Here is a 17,853-nt window from a genome sequence, read left to right as displayed (position 1 = left end):
GCGGTGATTTTATCTGACCAGATGGTAAAAGCAAACGATTGCATTTATAAATTTTACAAACGGTCTCGGGCAGGGGTTATCAGGCGTTGGAATAACGCTCGGTTTCGGGCATCCAGCGTTCAATCAGGGCGGTTGCCTGTTGCGGATAATGTTCGTGAATGTGACGGGCGATGCGTTGAACATCCGGGATAATGGCCTGATCGCGCAGCAAATCCGCCACTTTGAACTCGGCGTTACCCGTCTGACGCGTGCCCAGCAGTTCACCGGGGCCGCGAATCTCTAAATCCTTTTGCGCAATCACAAAGCCGTCGTTGCTGTCCCGTAAGACCTGAAGGCGCTTCTGCGCGGTTTTCGAGAGCGGTGATTTGTAGAGCAGTACGCAATGGGAGGCCACCGCGCCGCGGCCCACGCGTCCACGCAACTGGTGTAATTGCGCCAGACCTAACCGTTCCGGGTTTTCGATAATCATCAGGCTGGCGTTGGGGACATCCACCCCGACTTCAATCACCGTTGTTGCGACCAGCAGGTGCAGCTCACCCTGCTTAAAGGCCGCCATCACCGCCTGCTTCTCTGTGGGTTTCATCCGCCCATGAACCAGACCAATCTTCAACTCCGGTAAGGCGAGCCTGAGCTCTTCCCATGTCGCTTCCGCAGCCTGGGCTTCTAACAAATCTGACTCTTCAATCAACGTACAGACCCAGTATGCCTGGCGGCCTTCCTGGGTACAGGCATTGCGGACGCGATCGATAATATCGCTACGACGGGTGTCCGGGATGGCGACGGTAGTGACAGGTGTGCGACCCGGCGGTAGCTCATCAATCACGGAGGTATCGAGATCGGCATAGGCGGTCATTGCCAGGGTTCGGGGGATCGGCGTTGCGGTCATGATTAACTGATGCGGGTGGAACCCCTGCTGCTGACCTTTTTCCCACAGCGCCAGACGTTGATGGACGCCGAAGCGGTGCTGTTCATCGATAATCACCAGCGCCAGCCCGTTAAATTGTACCTGCTCCTGGAAAATCGCGTGGGTGCCGACCACCATCTGTACCTGCCCGCTGGCGATGGCTTCCTGCTGCGCCAGGCGCGCTTTCCCCTTCTGTTTACCTGCCAGCCAACCCACTTCAATACCAAGCGGTGCAAACCAGTTGCGGAAGTTACTGGCATGCTGCTCGGCCAGCAGTTCTGTCGGCGCCATCAATGCCACCTGTTTGCCATGCGCAATGGCGCGTAGCGCAGCCAGTGCGGCGACCAGCGTTTTACCGGAACCGACGTCGCCCTGCACCAGACGCATCATTGGCACATCGAGCGCCATGTCACGTTCGATCTCCGCCACTACGCGCGCCTGCGCACCCGTTGGTTTGAACGGCAATGCGGTCAGCAGCTGATTCTTCAGTGAATCGTTCGCGCTAAGCGGCTGGGCGTGAAAACGCTGCGCGCCGGCACGCAGCGCCAGCATGCTCAGGTTATGCGCCAGTAGTTCTTCCAGAATCAGGCGTCGCTGCGCCGGATGCTGCCCGGTTTCCAGATCGCTAAGCTGTAGCGACGGTGGTGGGCGATGCAGCGTGCGCAAGGCTTCCGGCAGGCTCATCATTCCTTGCGCAAGTTCAGGCGGCAGAAGCTCGGCAATGGCGCAGGTATCAAGCAGGTCCAGCGCCTGGTCGGTGAGCTTACGCAGCGTGGCTTGCTTAATGCCTTCGGTGGTCGGATAAACGGGCGTGAGCGTTTCCTGAAGCTCCGGCGTGCTGAGATCGCCCTGCACGCGGTATTCAGGGTGAATCATCTCCGCGCCGTACTTCCCACGTTTGGCTTCACCATAGGCCAGTACGCGCCGCCCGGTCGCCAGGCTGTTTTTCATTGCCGCGCTGAAGTTGAAAAAGCGCATGGTGAGAATGCCGGAGCCGTCGCTAATCTGGCAGGTCATCATCCTGCGACCGCCGAAGGTGATATTGCAGTTCAGCACTTCGCCTTCAACAGTGGCGTAAATGCCCGGCAGCAGTTCGCCAATCGGGTAAAGATGGGTGCGATCTTCATAACGCAGGGGAAGGTGCAACAGGAGGTCCTGCACGGTGTGCAGGCCAATTTTCGCCAGTTTGCTGCTTTGCGCCGCGCCAACGCCGGTCAGGGAATTGAGCGGGATGGCATCCAGCAAACGGCCTTTCATGTGATTACCCTGCCGCCTGCATCGTGGACCACCAGGCGGCGTCGGCCTCGATCTCACCCTGCATGTTTACATGAGGGTAGGGTAGACCTTTGCGCTTGGCGACTTTCGCCAGCACCGGATAGCCGCCCTCAAACAGCAGGCGCTGCTGTTCGTCTTCCGGCAGCATGCTGTTTTCACGCAGGTACATGCCTGCGTTCTGCCGCTGGCGCTGCGCTTCGTAGAGAATCAGAGCGGAAGCGACGGAAACGTTAAGTGACTGCACCATGCCGATCATCGGGATGATGATGTCCTGATCCGCCAGGTCTAAGGCTTCCTGGGTGATGCCGGTTTTCTCCTGCCCCATCAGGATGCAGGTTGGGCGCGTGTAATCGATTTCGCGGAAATCAACCGCTTTATCAGAGAGATGAGTCGCCAGAACCTGCATGCCCCGGCCCTTCAAGTGGCTGACCGCATCGCCGATGGTACGGTGGGTTTTCACCTGTACCCAGCTATTGCTGCCCGCTGCCGCCGACGCCATGGTGCGCATACGGCTGCCCGGCCAGACGGCGTGAACTTCGTGTACGCCTACTGCGTCGGCGGTGCGAATGATCGCCGAGACATTATGAGGTTTGTGGACCTGCTCCATGCAGACCGTCAGATCAGGCTGACGCCTGGCGAGCATCTCGCAGATACGCGCATAACGCTGTAAGTTCATAAAACTAGTTTCGGTTACGGGTGACTTTTATCACGTCCGGCATCACGCGGATTTTGCGCATGATATTCGCCAGATGAACACGGTCACGCGCGGTGAGGCGAATAAAGGCGCTATAGACGCGACCATCCTTTTCTTCCGTATTCAGACTCTGAATATTGGAGGTCGTCGTGTTGATTGCCGCCGTCAGGTTGGCCAGCGCCCCCTGGTGGTTAAACATATCCACCTTAATTTCGGTGATGAACTCCTGCTCCGTCTCTTTGTCCCATTCCACAGCCATAAACTTCTCTGGCTCTTTCTGGTAACCACGGATGTTGCGACAGGATTCATGGTGGATAACTAACCCTTTACCTGGGCTGACGTGCGCAATGATCGGGTCGCCTGGAATCGGGCGGCAGCACTTCGCAAAGGTGATCAGCACGCCATCCGCGCCTTTAATCGGCAAATGCCCATGATTGGACTGCGTTGTGGCAGGTACGGCGGCTTCGCCTTGCTGAAGATTTTTCGCCACCACCACGCTCATCGCATTGCCCAGACCAATTTCCGCCAGCAGATCGTCCAGCGTTGCGAGCTTCATACGCTCCAGTTCGCGCTGGATGTTCTCCTGCGGGATTTCAGCCAGTTTACGGCTGCCGCCGAGGGCATGGTTGAGCAAACGGCGCCCCAGGCTGACGGAATCATCACGCTTGAGGTTCTTCAGCAACTGGCGAATTTTGGCGCGAGCTTTTGAGCTGACGACAAAGTTAAGCCATGCCGCATTCGGGCGTGCGCCAGGGGCGGTAATAATTTCGACGGTCTGACCGCTGGTGAGCGGCTGTGACAGCGGGTATGGCTGCCTGTCGACGCGCGCGCCTACGCAGGCATGACCGATATCGGTATGTACGGCATAGGCGAAGTCGACCGGCGTGGCACCGGCAGGCAGCTCAACAATGCGCCCTTCCGGTGTGAAAACGTAAATCTCATCCGGGAAGAGATCGGATTTAACGCTCTCGATAAATTCAAACGAGCTACCGGCGCTCTGTTGCAGCTCCAGCAGGCTTTGCATCCAGCGCTGGGCGCGGATTTGCGCGGTGGTGCTGGTTTCACCGTGCTCTTTATAAGCCCAGTGCGCCGCAACCCCCATTTCCGCCATCTGATCCATGTCTTCGGTACGGATCTGTACCTCAACCGGAACGCCGTGCGGGCCGATCATCGAAGTGTGTAAAGACTGATAGCCGTTCGCTTTTGGAATGGCGATATAGTCTTTTACGCGCCCCGGACGCGGCTTATACAGGCTGTGCATCTGGCCGAGTACGCGATAGCAGGTATCGGAATCATGCACGATCACGCGAAAGGCGTAGATGTCCATGATGGAGTGAAAACGCTGCTCTTTGAGCACCATTTTGCAGTAGATAGAGTACAAATGCTTTTCACGCCCGCTCACGCGACACGGAATGCCTGCTTCCTGCAAACGCCCTTCGATCTCAGAGAGGATTTTTTGAATCATCTCTTTGCGGTTGCCGCGAGCGGCTTTTACCACTTCTTTAATCACGCGATAGCGGTTTGGGTACAGCGCTTCAAAACCCAACTCTTCCAGCTCGGTTTTAATGTGATGAATACCTAAACGGTGCGCCAGCGGACTGTAGATCTCAAGGGTTTCACGGGCGATGCGGCGACGTTTATCCGGGCGTAATGAGCCCAGCGTGCGCATGTTGTGAGTGCGGTCGGCAAGTTTGATGAGAATGACGCGGATATCCTGCACCATCGCCATAATCATCTTGCGAAAGTTTTCAGCCTGCGCTTCTTTCTTATCGCGGAACTTAAGCTTATCAAGCTTGGATACCCCTTCTACCAGCTCTGCAACGCTTTTACCAAAAAGCTGTTCCATGTCCTGGTAGGTCGCAGGAGTATCTTCAATCACGTCATGCAGCAGCGCAGCCATCAGCGTTTCATAGTCGAGTTTCATCTCGGCCAGAATACAGGCTACCGCAACCGGGTGCGTGATATAGGGTTCACCGCTTGAACGTGTCTGACCCTCGTGAGCGTCACGTGCAACGAGATACGCCTGCTGAAGACGTTTTATCTGGTCTTCAGGCAGGTAGTTTTGAATCAGTTGATTCAGGCTTTCAAACAGATACAAGGGCGACCCGCTTTGTGATTAACGACGGCCTTCAGCAATAGCGGTAACGGCTTGTAATTCAGCGGCTTCCTGCTCTTGCTGTTCCTGGCGCTCACGGACGTCGAGGATCTGGTTGTTGATCAGACCTTCTTCGATTTCGCGCAGCGCGATTACGGTAGTTTTATCGTTTTCTTCCGGTACAAGCGGATCCTTGCCGCCTACCTGCATCTGACGAGCGCGACGCGCGGCGACCAGTACCAGGTCAAAACGGTTACCAATTTTCTCTACAGCGTCCTGAACAGTTACGCGTGCCATATTTAAAATGCTCCACAGGTGAAGAAATGACTGGGCATGATACTGAAAGTGGGTTCAGTCTGCCAACAGTTTGCTGATTAAAGCGTCATGACGCTGCTTTTGGCGGCTCATGCGCAGACGTTCGGCGCGAATAATGGTTTTCAGATCGCCCAGGGCGGTGTCGAAATCATCATTCACAATAAGGTAATCATATTCGGCGTAATGGCTCATTTCTGCAACAGCTTGCGCCATACGTTTTGCGATTACTTCTTCGCTATCCTGACCGCGCCCGCGAAGGCGGCGGTCCAGCTCAATTTTGGACGGCGGTAAAATAAAGATACTGCGCGCTTGCGGCATCTTCTCACGAATTTGCTGCGCGCCCTGCCAGTCGATATCCAGAAAAACATCCACACCCGTTGCCAGCACTTGCTCAATGGTTTCACGCGATGTGCCGTAATAGTTACCAAACACTTCAGCGTGCTCCAGAAACGCATCTCTGCCAATCATGGTTTTGAACTCATGATGATCGACAAAGAAATAATGCTCGCCATGCACTTCCCCCGGACGCGGCGCGCGCGTGGTGTGTGAAACAGAAACCTGGGTGTCATACAACGGTTGGGTTTTTAATAACGCCTGAATCAGGCTGGATTTACCCGCGCCACTGGGGGCAGAAACAATATAAAGCGTGCCTTGAGCCATGAGTATCTTATGTATGTGATTATCGAAAGAGAGCCTACATACGAGCTTATTATACACGTCGCCGCTATGTGACGTAGCCTTTGTCACACTTTTTGCGTCAGTTTATTGCGTTTTGCGTACCTGTTTCCTGATTTACCGTGTAGTTACTGCAATCAATGAAAATGTCTGGAAGCGTGTTCGCACGATCGCTTTTTGCCTCTCGGTTTTGATGACCCCCTGCGTTATACCTGGCCCGCAATCTACAGCGGAGGTACTGATGAGAAGAGGGAAAAGCATCGTGCTGAGTCTGTTGCTGTGGCATTTCCCGGTATGGGCGGCTTGCCCTGACTGGTCGCCAGCCAGAGCGAATGATGAAATCGCCCGGCTACAGCAGCAGCTCGCCCAGTGGAACGACAGTTACTGGCAGCAGGGGGTTAGTGCGGTAGAAGATAGCGTTTACGATCAGCTCAGCGCGCAATTGGTGCAGTGGCAACGCTGCTTTGGCGGTGATACCGGGGCAGAACTGGCGCCGCCAGTGAGCGGCTCATTGCCCCATCCTGTTCCGCATACGGGTGTGCGAAAGCTTGCGGACAAACAGGCGGTGCAGCAGTGGATGCGTAAGCGCAGCGATTTGTGGGTGCAACCGAAAGTGGATGGAGTGGCGGTTACTCTCGTATACCGGGATGGGCGCCTGGTCAGCGCGATTAGCCGGGGAAGCGGGCTTAAAGGCGAGGACTGGACGCAGAAGGTGCGTTTAATACCCGCAGTACCGCAAAGCACAAAAGGCGCGCTTGCCAATAGCACGTTGCAGGGTGAGATTTTTTTGCTGCGCGACAACCATATTCAGCGACAAATGGGAGGAATGAATGCCCGCTCGAAGGTCGCCGGAATGATGATGCGCCAGAATAACACCTCGTCGCTCCAGTCGCTGTCTGTTTTCATCTGGGCATGGCCTGATGGCCCGGCAACGATGCCTGAACGCTTGCGTCAACTGTCCGGGGCAGGATTTGGCTTTGCACAACAATATTCTCAACCGGTGAAAAGCGCTGATGATGTTGAACGCGTGCGTACAGCATGGTGGACAACGGGATTACCGTTCGTTACCGATGGAGTCGTGGTAAGAACGGGTAAAGAACCCGAGGCCAGACACTGGATGCCTGGGCAGGGTGACTGGCTGGCTGCCTGGAAGTATCCTCCGGTCGCGAAAGTGGCTGAAGTCACCGGGGTTCAGTTCGCTGTCGGCAAGAGCGGGAAAATCTCGGTTGTGGCGTCGCTTGCGCCAGTGATGCTGGATGATAAACGGGTGAAGCGCGTAAATGTAGGGTCTGTCAGGCGCTGGGCGGAGTGGGACATTGCGCCAGGTGACCACATTCTTGTCAGCCTTGCCGGACAGGGGATTCCGCGTATTGATAAGGTTGTCTGGCGTAGCACTCAACGGGATAAGCCCGCACCGCCGGGGAATCGCTATAACGCATTAACCTGTTTTTATGCGACTGAGGTATGCCAGGAGCAGTTCATCGCCAGGCTGGTCTGGCTGGGGTCGAAGGAGGTGCTGGAGGTTGACGGGATGGGGGAAGCAGGATGGCGTGTGCTTCACCAGGCGCATCGTTTCGAGCATATTTTCTCCTGGCTCGCGTTAACGCAGGAACAACTACAGGCGACACCTGGGTTTAGTAAAGAAAAAAGCAAGCAATTGTGGCATCAGTTTAACCTGGTGCGGCATCGGCCATTTATCCGCTGGGTGATGGCGATGGGCATACCGTTAACGCAGGGGGCGCTTAAGGCCAGCGGCGATCGTTCATGGGGGCAGTTACTGGCACGCACGGCAGAATACTGGCAACAGCTTCCGACGACAGGGGAGGGGCGCGCCAGGCGGGTTATCCAGTGGCGGGATAACCCGGAAATACGGGCGCTGGGCAACTGGCTGGCTGCCCGGCATATTAACGGCTTTAGCCCTTAGTGACCTTCGTGGCGATAGTAAAACACCGGCAGGCCAAGTTTGAGACGCAGCGCCAGCAAGCGAGCGGTAAAGCCAAAAAACAGCGTGGAGATAACCACGACGTCTTGGTTGGATACGTAGTGTTGTAGCGTGATGTACAACACGGCAGACGCAAAGGAAACACCAGCATACAGCTCTTTCTGGAAGACCAGCGGAATACGTTTGCAGAACATGTCACGCAATACGCCGCCAAATACGCCGGTAATGACAGCCGCCACAATAGCGATGACCGGGCTATGCCCCATATCCAGCGCAACCTGAGCGCCGATAATAGAAAAGACCACTAAGCCCAGCGCATCAAGTACAAGGAACAGTTTGCGTAGGTAAGGCATTACAGGGGCGACGATCGTCGTCAGAACCGCAGCAGAAGCGACAATAATCACGTACTCAGGGTGCTGTACCCAACCGAGCGGATAGTGACCGAGCAGAATATCGCGAACGGAACCGCCGCCAATTGCTGTCGCGGTGGCAATGATAATAACGCCAAATGTATCCATGCGGCGTCGACCCGCAGCAAGCGCCCCGGTCATGGCTTCGGCAGTAATGCCAATTAAGTAGAGAACGTGTAACAGCATGTCTTCCCCCTGGTTTACTGAGGGCAGAGACTAACGATTTGTGCGTAATATCACGATTGAGATTTTCTAAGGTGAAGTAATTTTGATAACTATAGTTTATGCTGATATTGCGATTCATCCGCTATTTATGCGTTATTCATTTTTAATGGATTAGAAAATGGATAAGAAAAAGTAATCCGAAAGTGGCGAGGGCAGTACGGAGTGTAAAGGAAGCACGTAGCACCATCGCATCGCGACGGGCTACGTGGGAATGAGGTTTACTCGATGTTCTGAATCTGCTCGCGCATTTGCTCGATCAATACTTTCAGCTCAATTGCAGAATTGGTGACATCAGCATTGATGGATTTGGAGGCCAGCGTGTTCGACTCGCGGTTGAACTCCTGCATCATAAAGTCCAGACGACGGCCAACCGCCTCTTTTTTCTTCAGGATGTTGTAGGTTTCTTTGACGTGCGCGTCCAGACGATCCAGCTCTTCCGCCACGTCAATGCGCTGTGCCATCAGCACCAGCTCTTGCTCCAGACGGTTATTTTCCAGTTGTACCTGTGCGTCTTCCAGTTTTGCTATCAGACGTTCGCGCTGCCATTGCAGGATTTCCGGCATATGGGCGCGGACTTTCACTACCTCAGCGCTGACGCCTTCCAGACGCTGCTCAATCAGCGCTTTCAAAGCCTGGCCTTCGGTTTCCCGGGCGACAATGAAGTCATCCAGCGTCCCGTCCAGCGCGGCGAGGATCTCTGCGGCAATCGCGTCCAGATCCTGTTCCTGGGCGGCCATGACGCCCGGCCAACGCAGGATATCTACCGGGTTGATTTCCCCTTCATCGCTCTGCATTTTGACCCAGTTCGCGGAGGCAACGAGCTGCTTTGCCAGCTTCTCATTCAGAATGAGTTCGCCTTGCGCGCTGGCATCGGGTTCAAAGCGTAAAGTACATTCGATTTTTCCGCGCGTCAGGCGTGTACGAATGCGTTCGCGTACAACAGGTTCAAGGCTACGGAACTGTTCCGGCAGACGAAAATACGTTTCCAGATAACGCTGGTTTACCGAGCGCATTTCCCAGGTAGCGCTACCCCATTCACCCTTGATTTCACGCCGGGCGTAGGCGGTCATACTGCGGATCATAGACGTTCCTGTTTTTAAAGGAGAGATGGAAGGATTATAGCCATCCATGCCTTGTCAGGATAGGAATAACCGCCGGAAGTCCGTATAATGCGCAGCCACATTCGTTTCAAGCCGGAGATCTCAATATGCGTCCAGCAGGCCGTAGCGCTAATCAGGTGCGTCCCGTAACCCTGACCCGTAACTATACAAAACACGCTGAAGGCTCGGTGCTGGTCGAATTTGGAGATACCAAAGTGCTGTGCACGGCATCCATCGAAGAAGGCGTACCGCGCTTTTTGAAAGGGCAGGGCCAGGGGTGGATCACCGCAGAATATGGCATGTTGCCACGCGCTACGCATACCCGTAACGCGCGTGAAGCGGCGAAAGGCAAGCAGGGCGGCCGCACGATGGAAATCCAGCGTTTGATCGCCCGCGCGCTGCGCGCTGCTGTCGATCTTAAAACGCTTGGCGAGTTTACTATCACTCTGGATTGCGATGTGATCCAGGCGGACGGCGGTACGCGTACTGCATCTATCTCCGGGGCTTGTGTTGCGCTGGCCGATGCGCTGAACAAGCTGGTTGCGAACGGTAAGCTGAAAACCAACCCGATGAAAGGGATGGTGGCTGCGGTTTCCGTCGGCATCGTGAATGGTGAAGCGCTCTGCGATCTGGAGTACGTTGAAGACTCCGCAGCTGAAACCGATATGAACGTGGTAATGACCGAAGACGGTCGAATTATTGAAGTGCAGGGAACGGCAGAAGGCGAGCCGTTCAGTCACGAAGAACTCCTCACCTTGTTGGCGTTAGCCCGAGGGGGAATCGAATCCATTGTAGCGACGCAGAAAGCGGCGTTAGAAAATTGATTTTAAGGCGACCAGCGAGTCGCCTTTTTTTTGTCTGTAATAAAGTGAAATGAGGAGCGAATCCATGAAACCGTATCAGCGCCAGTTTATTGAGTTTGCGCTTAACAAGCAGGTACTAAAGTTTGGCGAATTTACGCTGAAATCCGGGCGCAAAAGCCCCTATTTCTTCAACGCCGGGCTGTTTAATACCGGGCGCGATCTGGCTCTGCTGGGACGTTTTTATGCCGAAGCGTTGGTGGATTCGGGTATCGATTTCGATCTGCTGTTTGGTCCGGCCTATAAAGGTATTCCGATTGCGACGACCACCGCTGTTGCACTGGCGGAACACCATGACAAAGACCTGCCGTACTGCTTTAACCGTAAGGAAGCCAAAGACCACGGTGAAGGCGGAAGTCTGGTCGGGAGCCCATTACAGGGACGCGTGATGCTGGTGGATGATGTGATCACTGCGGGTACTGCGATTCGTGAATCGATGGAGATTATTCAGGCGAATGGCGCAAGTCTGGCGGGGGTGCTGATTTCTTTGGATCGTCAGGAGCGTGGCCGTGGCGAGATTTCCGCAATTCAGGAAGTGGAACGCGATTACGGGTGTCAGGTGATCTCGATTATCACGCTGAAAGACCTGATTGCGTATCTGGAAGAGAAACCAGAGATGGCGGAACATCTGGCGGCAGTGCGCGCGTATCGGGAAGCGTACGGGGTTTAAGTGAATTGCCCGGCGGCGTAGCGCTTACCGGGCCTGTAAGGCCGGATAAGGCATCGCCGCCATCCGGCTACGCTGTTACTGCAATTGCGCGGCAACCAACGGCCAGCGGGCGTCGAAATCGTCCGTTGGGCGGTATTTGAACTCGCTGCGTACAAAGCGGGACAACATCCCTTCACAAAACGCCAGCAACTGACTTGCCAGCAGGGTTTCATCCGTGGCGTACCCTTCGCCTTCGCGCATTCTTTTTTCCCGCAGAACCTGACGCAGCTGCGCTTCAATGCGCTCAAACAGCTGGTTAATCCGTCCTTGCAGGCGATCTTGTTCAAACATTAACGCATGACCGGTGAGGATACGCGTCAGGCCTGGGTTGCGTTCGCCGAAGCCCAGAATCAACAACACGATTAAACGCAGACGCGCGCTGGTGTCTTTCTCATCTTTTAAGATCAGATTGATACGGGTAATCAGACTGTCTTCGATAAACTCAATCAGACTATCGAACATGCGAGTCTTACTGGGAAAATGGCGATACAGCGCCGCTTCAGAAACGCCGACGGAGGCTGCCAGTTTCGCTGTTGTGATGCGTTGGCTTCCATCGCTGGATTCCAGCATCAGCGCCAGAGACTGAAGTATTTCTTCGCGACGATTCCTTTTCGCAGTTTGTTTTTCTGCCATGTTACAAAATACCCCTGAAAATAAGCACTTGCCAGGCGAGCATCCACACTATGACCGCAAACTCAGCGTTTGCGGCGATGTTATGTCGTTATCAGGATGCGTAAATGTCTTACTTGCGACCAGAATGGCCGAAGCCGCCTTCACCACGGTCGGTGGCTTCAAACTCTTCCACCAGATTAAATTCGGCCTGTACAACCGGTACGAAAACCATCTGAGCAATACGTTCGCCCGGCTCAATGGTAAAGCTGTCCTGGCCACGGTTCCAGATGGAAACCATTAACTGACCCTGATAGTCAGAGTCGATCAGGCCGACCAGATTGCCGAGCACAATACCATGCTTATGGCCCAGGCCGGAACGTGGCAGCATTACCGCCGCCAGAGACGGATCGGCAATATGAATCGCCAGACCGGTCGGCACCAGCGTTGTTGCGCCAGGCGCCAGTTCTACGGCGTCATCGAGACAGGCGCGCAGGTCAAGTCCGGCGGAGCCGGAGGTGGCATAAGTTGGAAGCGGAAATTGCTGCCCAACGCGCGGGTCCAGAATCTTAACGTCGATTTTTTTCATCATAACGGGTCACGATCTCGTCGAGTAATAATTGGCCCAGGAGCGCTTTCCGTTCGAGCGGTAAGGCTTTATCTCCATCCTGCCAGAAAAGGTGTAATGCGTTGCTGTCGCTATTAAATCCTTGAGTTGAAAGCGAAACATCGTTCGCGCAGATCAGATCAAGGTTTTTGCGGATACGTTTTTGCCGGGCGTATTCTTCCACATTATTTGTTTCCGCGGCAAACCCAACGACATAAGGTCGCTTGTCTTTGAGTGCGGCGACCCCGGCGACAATATCAGGGTTCTTGACCATTTTTACTGTTAATTCATCGCCCTGCGTCGCTTGTTTTTTAATTTTTTCGCTGGCGACGGCGGCTGCACGGTAGTCAGCAACCGCAGCACAGCCGATGAAAATATGCTGCTTCTGAACCGCAGCCTGGACTGCCGCTTCCATTTCCAGCGCGGTCATCACATCAATGCGCTGAACAAAAGGTGGCGTGGGCAGCGCAACGGGGCCGGAAACCAGCGTAACGTTGGCGCCGCGTCGTGCGGCGGCGGCGGCAATGGCAAATCCCATCTTACCGGAGCTGTGGTTAGAGATATAACGCACCGGATCGAGCGGCTCGCGCGTCGGGCCCGCCGTAATCATGATGTTGAGATGTTGCAGATCGTTGACAGGGGAGAAATGCGCTGCCGCCATATCCACAATGGTCAACGGATCGAGCATGCGTCCTGGCCCCACGTCTCCACACGCCTGGCTGCCGCTGTCCGGCCCCCAGATGAGCATTCCGCGTGACGCGAGTACATCCAGATTATGTTGCGTGGCGGCGGCGCGATACATTTGCTGGTTCATGGCCGGAAGTACGGCAATCGGGGCGGGTGTCGCCAGACAAATCGTTGAAACCAGATCGTTGGCCATACCGGCAGCGACGCGAGCGATCAGATCTGCCGTGGCTGGCGCGAGGATAACTAAATCCGCCCATTTCCCCAGCTCAATATGGCCCATCGCGGCTTCTGCGGCAGGGTCAAGCAGACTGTCAGAAACGGGATAACCCGACACCGCCTGTAGGCTCAGGGGCGTGATAAAGGCTTTTGCCGCTTCGGTCATCGCCACGCGGACGTCGGCGCCGCGTTCGCGTAAACGACGCACCAGTTCAGGGGTTTTATAGGCAGCAATGCCGCCGCTCACGCCGAGAACGATTTTTTTGCCAGCCAGGCTCATCATGATCTTTCCTGTTGGATTGCACCAGAAGGCGGACATTTTATCACAATCCTGAATCCCGTCGTGCAGTTGCCCGTAATTCACTTTGCGAGGCGCTACGCAGGAGTGAAATACGGGCGTCGATTCACCCCAGGAGCTATGCCACCATGAGGCGTGCTTAAGGAGGTGAACGTATGGATGCGCCGGAACGTTTAATGCCCCGGGAAAAAATGTTGAAGTCAGGAATTGGTTCGCTGACGGATGTTGAACTGCTGGCGCTCTTTTTACGTACAGGAGTGCCAGGAAAAGATGTGATGGCTCTGGCGCATGAAACGCTGCAACGCAGTGGGTCGCTCTATGGGTTGCTGTCTGCGGATTTCGCGCAATTTCGCGGTACAGGTATCGGTATCGCTAAGTATGCGCAGCTTAAGGGGATTGCCGAACTGGCAAGGCGCTATTACAAAGCGCGTATGATGAAGGAAAACGCGTTGTTAAGCCCGGAAATGACGCGTGAGTTTCTGCAAAGCCAGTTGGCGGGGGAAGAGCGGGAGATCTTCCTGGTGATCTTTCTGGATGCCCGGCACCGGGTGATTAAACACAGCCGTCTTTTTTCCGGCACGCTGAATCATGTCGAGGTGCATCCGCGCGAGATTATCCGCGAGGCGATAAAATTAAATGCTTCTGCGGTGATCCTTGCGCATAATCACCCCTCGGGGTGTGCAGAACCGAGCAAAGCGGATAAACTCATCACCGAACGTGTCGTAAAATGTTGTCAGTTCATGGATATACGAGTACTGGATCACCTTGTGATTGGGCGCGGAGAGTACGTTTCTTTTGCCGAACGTGGTTGGATTTAGAACACTTCGCGCGATCCATCGGGATCTTTGTCTGTTCGGGACTTGAGCACATCGCTTACACAGCGTATACTACGCCACCTTTGAGAATCTCGGGTTTGGCATTTGGGCCTGGCAATCGAGAGTTCACAATGAACTGCGATAACCAGGCTGAGAAGCCTGACGAGGCGCCAATACCCCATACGAAGCTCGAGCTAATTTGATTTTTGGAGAATAGACATGTCCCGAGTCTGCCAAGTTACTGGCAAGCGTCCGGTGACCGGTAACAACCGTTCCCACGCACTGAACGCGACTAAACGCCGTTTCCTGCCTAACCTGCACTCTCACCGTTTCTGGGTTGAGAGCGAGAAGCGTTTTGTCACCCTGCGTGTATCTGCTAAAGGTATGCGTGTAATTGATAAGAAAGGCATCGAAACAGTTCTGTCCGAACTGCGTGCCCGTGGCGAAAAGTACTAAGTACTTAGAGGAAATAAATCATGGCTAAAGGTATTCGTGAGAAAATCAAGCTGGTTTCTTCTGCTGGTACTGGTCACTTCTATACCACCACGAAGAACAAACGTACTAAGCCGGAAAAACTGGAACTGAAAAAGTTCGATCCAGTTGTCCGTCAGCACGTTATCTACAAAGAAGCGAAAATCAAATAATTCTCGCTTTGATGTAGTGAAAAACCTCGCTTCGGCGGGGTTTTTTGTTTTCTGGCCGTCCCCATATTAATGAGATCTGAAACAGAGCCGGAGACGTTATGCCTGAATTACCTGAAGTTGAAACCAGCCGCCGCGGCATTGAACCGCATCTGGTTGGGGCAACCATTCTGCATGCCAATGTGCGTAATGGACGTCTGCGCTGGCCGGTATCGGAAGAGATCTACCGCCTGAGCGATAAACCCGTTCTCAGCGTTCAACGCCGCGCGAAATATTTGCTGCTGGAGTTACCGGATGGCTGGATCATCATTCATCTGGGAATGTCGGGCAGTTTGCGTATCCTTCCTGAAGAACTTCCCGCTGAAAAACATGACCACGTTGATCTGGTGATGAGCAATGGCAAAGTCCTGCGCTACACCGATCCTCGCCGCTTTGGCGCCTGGCTGTGGACGAAAGAGCTGGAAGGGCATAACGTGCTGGCGCATCTCGGCCCTGAGCCGCTGAGCGACGATTTTAACGGGGCCTATTTGCAGCAGAAATGTGCGAAGAAGAAAACGGCAATTAAACCCTGGCTGATGGATAACAAACTGGTGGTGGGCGTGGGAAATATCTACGCCAGCGAGTCGTTGTTTGCGGCAGGCATCCATCCTGACCGTCTGGCGTCGTCATTATCGCAGGCTGAGTGTGAGCTGCTGGCCCGCGTGATTAAGGCCGTTTTACTGCGTTCCATCGAGCAGGGGGGTACAACGTTGAAAGATTTTCTGCAAAGCGACGGTAAGCCGGGCTATTTTGCTCAGGAGTTGCAGGTTTACGGGCGTAAAGGGGAACCGTGCCGGGTTTGCGGTACGCCGATCGTTGCAACTAAACACGCGCAACGGGCGACGTTCTACTGCCGTCAGTGTCAGAAATAAGATGGATTGCAGGCCGGATAACGCGCTGACGCGCCATCCGGCAAAAGCGTTTTACTTCAGCTTATCCATCAGGGCCTGATGAACGTTCTCCGGTAAGAAGTGGGTAACGTCGCCCTGATGGCGCGCCACTTCTTTTACCAGCGAAGAAGAGATAAAAGACCACTCTTTTGAAGGCATCAGGAAAACGCTTTCAAGCTGCGGCATTAAATGGCGATTCATGTGCGCCAACTGCATTTCATATTCAAAATCAGCCACGGCGCGCAAGCCGCGAATCAAAATATTGGCCTGCTGAACGCGCGCGAAGTTGGCCATTAAGTCGCTGAATCCCATGACTTCCACGTTGCCGAGGTGCGCCGTCGCCTGTTGCGCCAGCGCTACACGCTCTTCAAGGGTAAACATCGGTTTTTTGCTGGGGCTGGCGGCAATGGCGAGGATAACGTGATCGAACATCTGCGTCGCGCGTGTCACGATATCAATATGGCCGTTGGTGATCGGATCGAAGGTTCCTGGGTAAATCGCCCGTTTTTGCATGACAGCCCTCAATGCGTTTTCGGTGGCAGGTAAGGTTCCAGCAGTTGTAACAGACGCTGTAGCGCACCCTGGTTTTGGTACAGCACTTCAACGGCGTGTCGACCGTAGAAATTACGATAATCCGCGTCGGTCAGTAAAGACGAAACCTCTTTTACCAGCGTAGTGGCATCGGTTACGGTAATCAGCCCGCTTGCTTGCTCCAGTCGGGCACAAATATCTTTGAAGTTAAAGGTATGAGGGCCCATCAATACCGGTATCGCGTGTGCGGCAGCTTCCAGCGGGTTATGTCCTCCGCGTTCAACCAGCGAACCGCCGACAAATGCGAGATCCGCAATACCATACAGTAGCATTAATTCGCCCATTGTATCGCCAATAACAACCTGGGTACTGGCGGACGGCACCTCTCCTGAGGAACGCGTGGTATAGCTGAGCCCTGCCTGGCGCACGAGGTTAATCGCATCCGGGAACCGCTCTGGATGGCGAGGAACCAGAATCAGCAGCAGGTTAGGGAATTGATGCAGCAATGCCTGATGGGCGGCGATAACAATACTCTCTTCGCCGTCATGCGTACTGGTGGCGATCCACACCGGGCGGTGCGGCGCCCACTGGCGACGCAGCGTAACCGCTTTTGCTGCAAGCTGCGGCGTCACGGAAATATCAAATTTCAGACTGCCGGTGACGGTGAGCTGGTTATTTTTCGCACCCAACGCGATAAAACGCGCGCCATCTTCTTCATTCTGCGCCGCGATTAGCGTAATGCGCCGCAGCAGTCTGCGAACAAATTTCCCCAGCTTTGTATAGCCAGCAGCCGACCGGGCGGAAAGGCGCGCGTTGGCGATAACCAACGGAATATGACGTTTATGCAGCGCGGCAATCAGGTTCGGCCAGAGCTCAGTTTCCATAATCAACACCAGTTTAGGGTCAACTTTATTCAGGAAACGGTTGAGCGCATCGGGCAAATCATAAGGAAGATAGACGTGTTGAACATCGCTGCCGAATGCGGACTGTACGCGCTCTGAGCCGGTAGGCGTCATGGTGGTGACGGTAATCGGTAAATCAGGATAACGGTGTCGCAGGGCGCGAACTAAAGGAATTGCCGCCAGTGTTTCACCCACAGAGACGGAATGCAGCATGATCCCGCCAGGTTTAAGCGGATGACGGTAAAAACCGTAACGTTCGCCCCAGCGTTTACGGTAGGCTGGCGCTTTACGTCCACGCACCCAAAGCCGTATCCAGATCAAGGGCTGAATAAGGTAGAGAAGGGCGGTGTAAAGCAATTCGAGCATAGTAAATAGCTGACTGATGGATGTGCTGGGGATTCTATGTATTTAGCC

At 54.5% G+C, this 17,853-nt stretch carries 19 protein-coding genes; 7 read left to right on the top strand and 12 right to left on the bottom strand.

Annotated elements, in window-relative coordinates:
- Positions 1 to 79: 79 nt before the first annotated feature.
- From recG to gmk, 5 genes are read right to left on the bottom strand one after another with little or no spacing between them, the layout of a single operon-like run.
- Positions 80 to 2,161: an ATP-dependent DNA helicase RecG gene (recG, locus tag OGV83_RS09430; RefSeq protein ID WP_286463490.1), complete on the bottom strand. Its 2,082-nt coding sequence runs from the start codon at positions 2,159 to 2,161 to the stop codon at positions 80 to 82.
- A 4-nt stretch (positions 2,162 to 2,165) separates the two neighbouring features.
- Positions 2,166 to 2,855: a tRNA (guanosine(18)-2'-O)-methyltransferase TrmH gene (gene trmH / locus OGV83_RS09425; RefSeq protein ID WP_049011031.1), complete on the bottom strand. Its 690-nt coding sequence runs from the start codon at positions 2,853 to 2,855 to the stop codon at positions 2,166 to 2,168.
- A 4-nt stretch (positions 2,856 to 2,859) separates the two neighbouring features.
- Entirely contained in the window at positions 2,860 to 4,971 is a 2,112-nt protein-coding gene (gene spoT / locus OGV83_RS09420) for a bifunctional GTP diphosphokinase/guanosine-3',5'-bis pyrophosphate 3'-pyrophosphohydrolase (protein WP_047460231.1), read from the bottom strand.
- 18 nt (positions 4,972 to 4,989) lie between these two features.
- Complete coding sequence (gene rpoZ / locus OGV83_RS09415; protein ID WP_000135058.1) at positions 4,990 to 5,265, bottom strand: DNA-directed RNA polymerase subunit omega; 276 nt, start codon at positions 5,263 to 5,265, stop codon at positions 4,990 to 4,992.
- A gap of 54 nt (positions 5,266 to 5,319) precedes the next feature.
- A complete protein-coding gene (gene gmk, locus OGV83_RS09410) occupies positions 5,320 to 5,943 on the bottom strand; it encodes a guanylate kinase (protein WP_012135783.1) in 624 nt (207 codons plus the stop codon).
- Positions 5,944 to 6,199: 256 nt separating this feature from the next.
- On the opposite strand from gmk, the gene ligB reads away from it, so the two are divergent.
- Positions 6,200 to 7,882, top strand: coding sequence for an NAD-dependent DNA ligase LigB (gene ligB / locus OGV83_RS09405; protein ID WP_200031412.1), 1,683 nt, complete (start codon positions 6,200 to 6,202; stop codon positions 7,880 to 7,882).
- Here the strand turns inward: ligB and OGV83_RS09400 are convergent.
- Positions 7,879 to 8,496 (bottom strand): trimeric intracellular cation channel family protein, encoded by a 618-nt coding sequence (locus tag OGV83_RS09400; protein ID WP_286463488.1) that lies wholly within the window; start codon positions 8,494 to 8,496, stop codon positions 7,879 to 7,881. The two genes, ligB and OGV83_RS09400, sit on opposite strands and share 4 nt — an antisense overlap.
- Before the next feature lie 257 nt (positions 8,497 to 8,753).
- Positions 8,754 to 9,617, bottom strand: coding sequence for a YicC/YloC family endoribonuclease (locus OGV83_RS09395; RefSeq protein WP_200024275.1), 864 nt, complete (start codon positions 9,615 to 9,617; stop codon positions 8,754 to 8,756).
- Between the two features lie 125 nt (positions 9,618 to 9,742).
- On the opposite strand from OGV83_RS09395, the gene rph reads away from it, so the two are divergent.
- Together rph and pyrE are read left to right on the top strand one after the other, a co-directional pair.
- Positions 9,743 to 10,459, top strand: coding sequence for a ribonuclease PH (rph, locus tag OGV83_RS09390; protein WP_012135779.1), 717 nt, complete (start codon positions 9,743 to 9,745; stop codon positions 10,457 to 10,459).
- A 64-nt stretch (positions 10,460 to 10,523) separates the two neighbouring features.
- Positions 10,524 to 11,165, top strand: a complete 642-nt coding sequence (gene pyrE / locus OGV83_RS09385; RefSeq protein WP_024131063.1) for an orotate phosphoribosyltransferase — start codon at positions 10,524 to 10,526, stop codon at positions 11,163 to 11,165.
- A 75-nt stretch (positions 11,166 to 11,240) separates the two neighbouring features.
- Here the strand turns inward: pyrE and slmA are convergent, their stop codons facing one another.
- From slmA to coaBC, 3 genes are all read right to left on the bottom strand, one after another.
- The gene (slmA, locus tag OGV83_RS09380; protein WP_012135776.1) at positions 11,241 to 11,837 is read right to left on the bottom strand and encodes a nucleoid occlusion factor SlmA; all 597 of its coding nucleotides are present in this window, start codon (positions 11,835 to 11,837) and stop codon (positions 11,241 to 11,243) included.
- A 109-nt stretch (positions 11,838 to 11,946) separates the two neighbouring features.
- The gene (gene dut / locus OGV83_RS09375) at positions 11,947 to 12,405 is read right to left on the bottom strand and encodes a dUTP diphosphatase (protein ID WP_006687626.1); all 459 of its coding nucleotides are present in this window, start codon (positions 12,403 to 12,405) and stop codon (positions 11,947 to 11,949) included.
- Entirely contained in the window at positions 12,383 to 13,603 is a 1,221-nt protein-coding gene (coaBC, locus tag OGV83_RS09370; protein WP_200028903.1) for a bifunctional phosphopantothenoylcysteine decarboxylase/phosphopantothenate--cysteine ligase CoaBC, read from the bottom strand. Before coaBC ends, dut begins: the two co-directional genes overlap by 23 nt.
- A gap of 173 nt (positions 13,604 to 13,776) precedes the next feature.
- On the opposite strand from coaBC, the gene radC reads away from it, so the two are divergent.
- The 4 genes from radC to mutM all read left to right on the top strand — a co-directional run bounded on the left by radC (position 13,777) and on the right by mutM (position 15,988).
- Positions 13,777 to 14,439 carry a RadC family protein gene (gene radC, locus OGV83_RS09365; RefSeq protein WP_047460249.1) on the top strand — a complete coding sequence of 221 codons (663 nt, stop codon included), beginning with the start codon at positions 13,777 to 13,779 and terminating at the stop codon, positions 14,437 to 14,439.
- A gap of 216 nt (positions 14,440 to 14,655) precedes the next feature.
- Positions 14,656 to 14,892 (top strand): 50S ribosomal protein L28, encoded by a 237-nt coding sequence (rpmB, locus tag OGV83_RS09360; protein WP_003024071.1) that lies wholly within the window; start codon positions 14,656 to 14,658, stop codon positions 14,890 to 14,892.
- A 20-nt stretch (positions 14,893 to 14,912) separates the two neighbouring features.
- Positions 14,913 to 15,080: a 50S ribosomal protein L33 gene (gene rpmG, locus OGV83_RS09355; protein ID WP_001051798.1), complete on the top strand. Its 168-nt coding sequence runs from the start codon at positions 14,913 to 14,915 to the stop codon at positions 15,078 to 15,080.
- Between the two features lie 98 nt (positions 15,081 to 15,178).
- Positions 15,179 to 15,988, top strand: a complete 810-nt coding sequence (mutM, locus tag OGV83_RS09350) for a bifunctional DNA-formamidopyrimidine glycosylase/DNA-(apurinic or apyrimidinic site) lyase (protein ID WP_071259180.1) — start codon at positions 15,179 to 15,181, stop codon at positions 15,986 to 15,988.
- Positions 15,989 to 16,039: 51 nt separating this feature from the next.
- Here mutM and coaD read toward each other — a convergent pair whose 3' ends face one another.
- Together coaD and waaA are read right to left on the bottom strand one after the other, a co-directional pair.
- The gene (gene coaD, locus OGV83_RS09345; RefSeq protein WP_286463484.1) at positions 16,040 to 16,519 is read right to left on the bottom strand and encodes a pantetheine-phosphate adenylyltransferase; all 480 of its coding nucleotides are present in this window, start codon (positions 16,517 to 16,519) and stop codon (positions 16,040 to 16,042) included.
- A gap of 8 nt (positions 16,520 to 16,527) precedes the next feature.
- Complete coding sequence (gene waaA, locus OGV83_RS09340; protein ID WP_012135770.1) at positions 16,528 to 17,805, bottom strand: lipid IV(A) 3-deoxy-D-manno-octulosonic acid transferase; 1,278 nt, start codon at positions 17,803 to 17,805, stop codon at positions 16,528 to 16,530.
- Between the last annotated feature and the right edge of the window lie 48 nt (positions 17,806 to 17,853).

The organism is Citrobacter sp. CK189 (assembly GCF_030333505.1).
Taxonomy (GTDB): Bacteria; Pseudomonadota; Gammaproteobacteria; order Enterobacterales; family Enterobacteriaceae; genus Citrobacter_B; species Citrobacter_B koseri.
Note: the sequence above shows the minus strand (reverse complement) of the source record. Positions and strands in the feature narration are given on the sequence as shown.

What these genes read in the sequence shown, in the direction of transcription:
- recG (WP_286463490.1), bottom strand. Translation starts at nt 2,161, where the DNA reads ATGAAAGGCCGTTTGCTGGATGCCATCCCGCTCAATTCCCTGACCGGC.
- trmH (WP_049011031.1), bottom strand. Translation starts at nt 2,855, where the DNA reads ATGAACTTACAGCGTTATGCGCGTATCTGCGAGATGCTCGCCAGGCGT.
- rpoZ (WP_000135058.1), bottom strand. Translation starts at nt 5,265, where the DNA reads ATGGCACGCGTAACTGTTCAGGACGCTGTAGAGAAAATTGGTAACCGT.
- gmk (WP_012135783.1), bottom strand. Translation starts at nt 5,943, where the DNA reads ATGGCTCAAGGCACGCTTTATATTGTTTCTGCCCCCAGTGGCGCGGGT.
- ligB (WP_200031412.1), top strand. Translation starts at nt 6,200, where the DNA reads ATGAGAAGAGGGAAAAGCATCGTGCTGAGTCTGTTGCTGTGGCATTTC.
- OGV83_RS09400 (WP_286463488.1), bottom strand. Translation starts at nt 8,496, where the DNA reads ATGCTGTTACACGTTCTCTACTTAATTGGCATTACTGCCGAAGCCATG.
- OGV83_RS09395 (WP_200024275.1), bottom strand. Translation starts at nt 9,617, where the DNA reads ATGATCCGCAGTATGACCGCCTACGCCCGGCGTGAAATCAAGGGTGAA.
- rph (WP_012135779.1), top strand. Translation starts at nt 9,743, where the DNA reads ATGCGTCCAGCAGGCCGTAGCGCTAATCAGGTGCGTCCCGTAACCCTG.
- pyrE (WP_024131063.1), top strand. Translation starts at nt 10,524, where the DNA reads ATGAAACCGTATCAGCGCCAGTTTATTGAGTTTGCGCTTAACAAGCAG.
- slmA (WP_012135776.1), bottom strand. Translation starts at nt 11,837, where the DNA reads ATGGCAGAAAAACAAACTGCGAAAAGGAATCGTCGCGAAGAAATACTT.
- dut (WP_006687626.1), bottom strand. Translation starts at nt 12,405, where the DNA reads ATGATGAAAAAAATCGACGTTAAGATTCTGGACCCGCGCGTTGGGCAG.
- coaBC (WP_200028903.1), bottom strand. Translation starts at nt 13,603, where the DNA reads ATGAGCCTGGCTGGCAAAAAAATCGTTCTCGGCGTGAGCGGCGGCATT.
- radC (WP_047460249.1), top strand. Translation starts at nt 13,777, where the DNA reads ATGGATGCGCCGGAACGTTTAATGCCCCGGGAAAAAATGTTGAAGTCA.
- rpmB (WP_003024071.1), top strand. Translation starts at nt 14,656, where the DNA reads ATGTCCCGAGTCTGCCAAGTTACTGGCAAGCGTCCGGTGACCGGTAAC.
- rpmG (WP_001051798.1), top strand. Translation starts at nt 14,913, where the DNA reads ATGGCTAAAGGTATTCGTGAGAAAATCAAGCTGGTTTCTTCTGCTGGT.
- mutM (WP_071259180.1), top strand. Translation starts at nt 15,179, where the DNA reads ATGCCTGAATTACCTGAAGTTGAAACCAGCCGCCGCGGCATTGAACCG.
- coaD (WP_286463484.1), bottom strand. Translation starts at nt 16,519, where the DNA reads ATGCAAAAACGGGCGATTTACCCAGGAACCTTCGATCCGATCACCAAC.
- waaA (WP_012135770.1), bottom strand. Translation starts at nt 17,805, where the DNA reads ATGCTCGAATTGCTTTACACCGCCCTTCTCTACCTTATTCAGCCCTTG.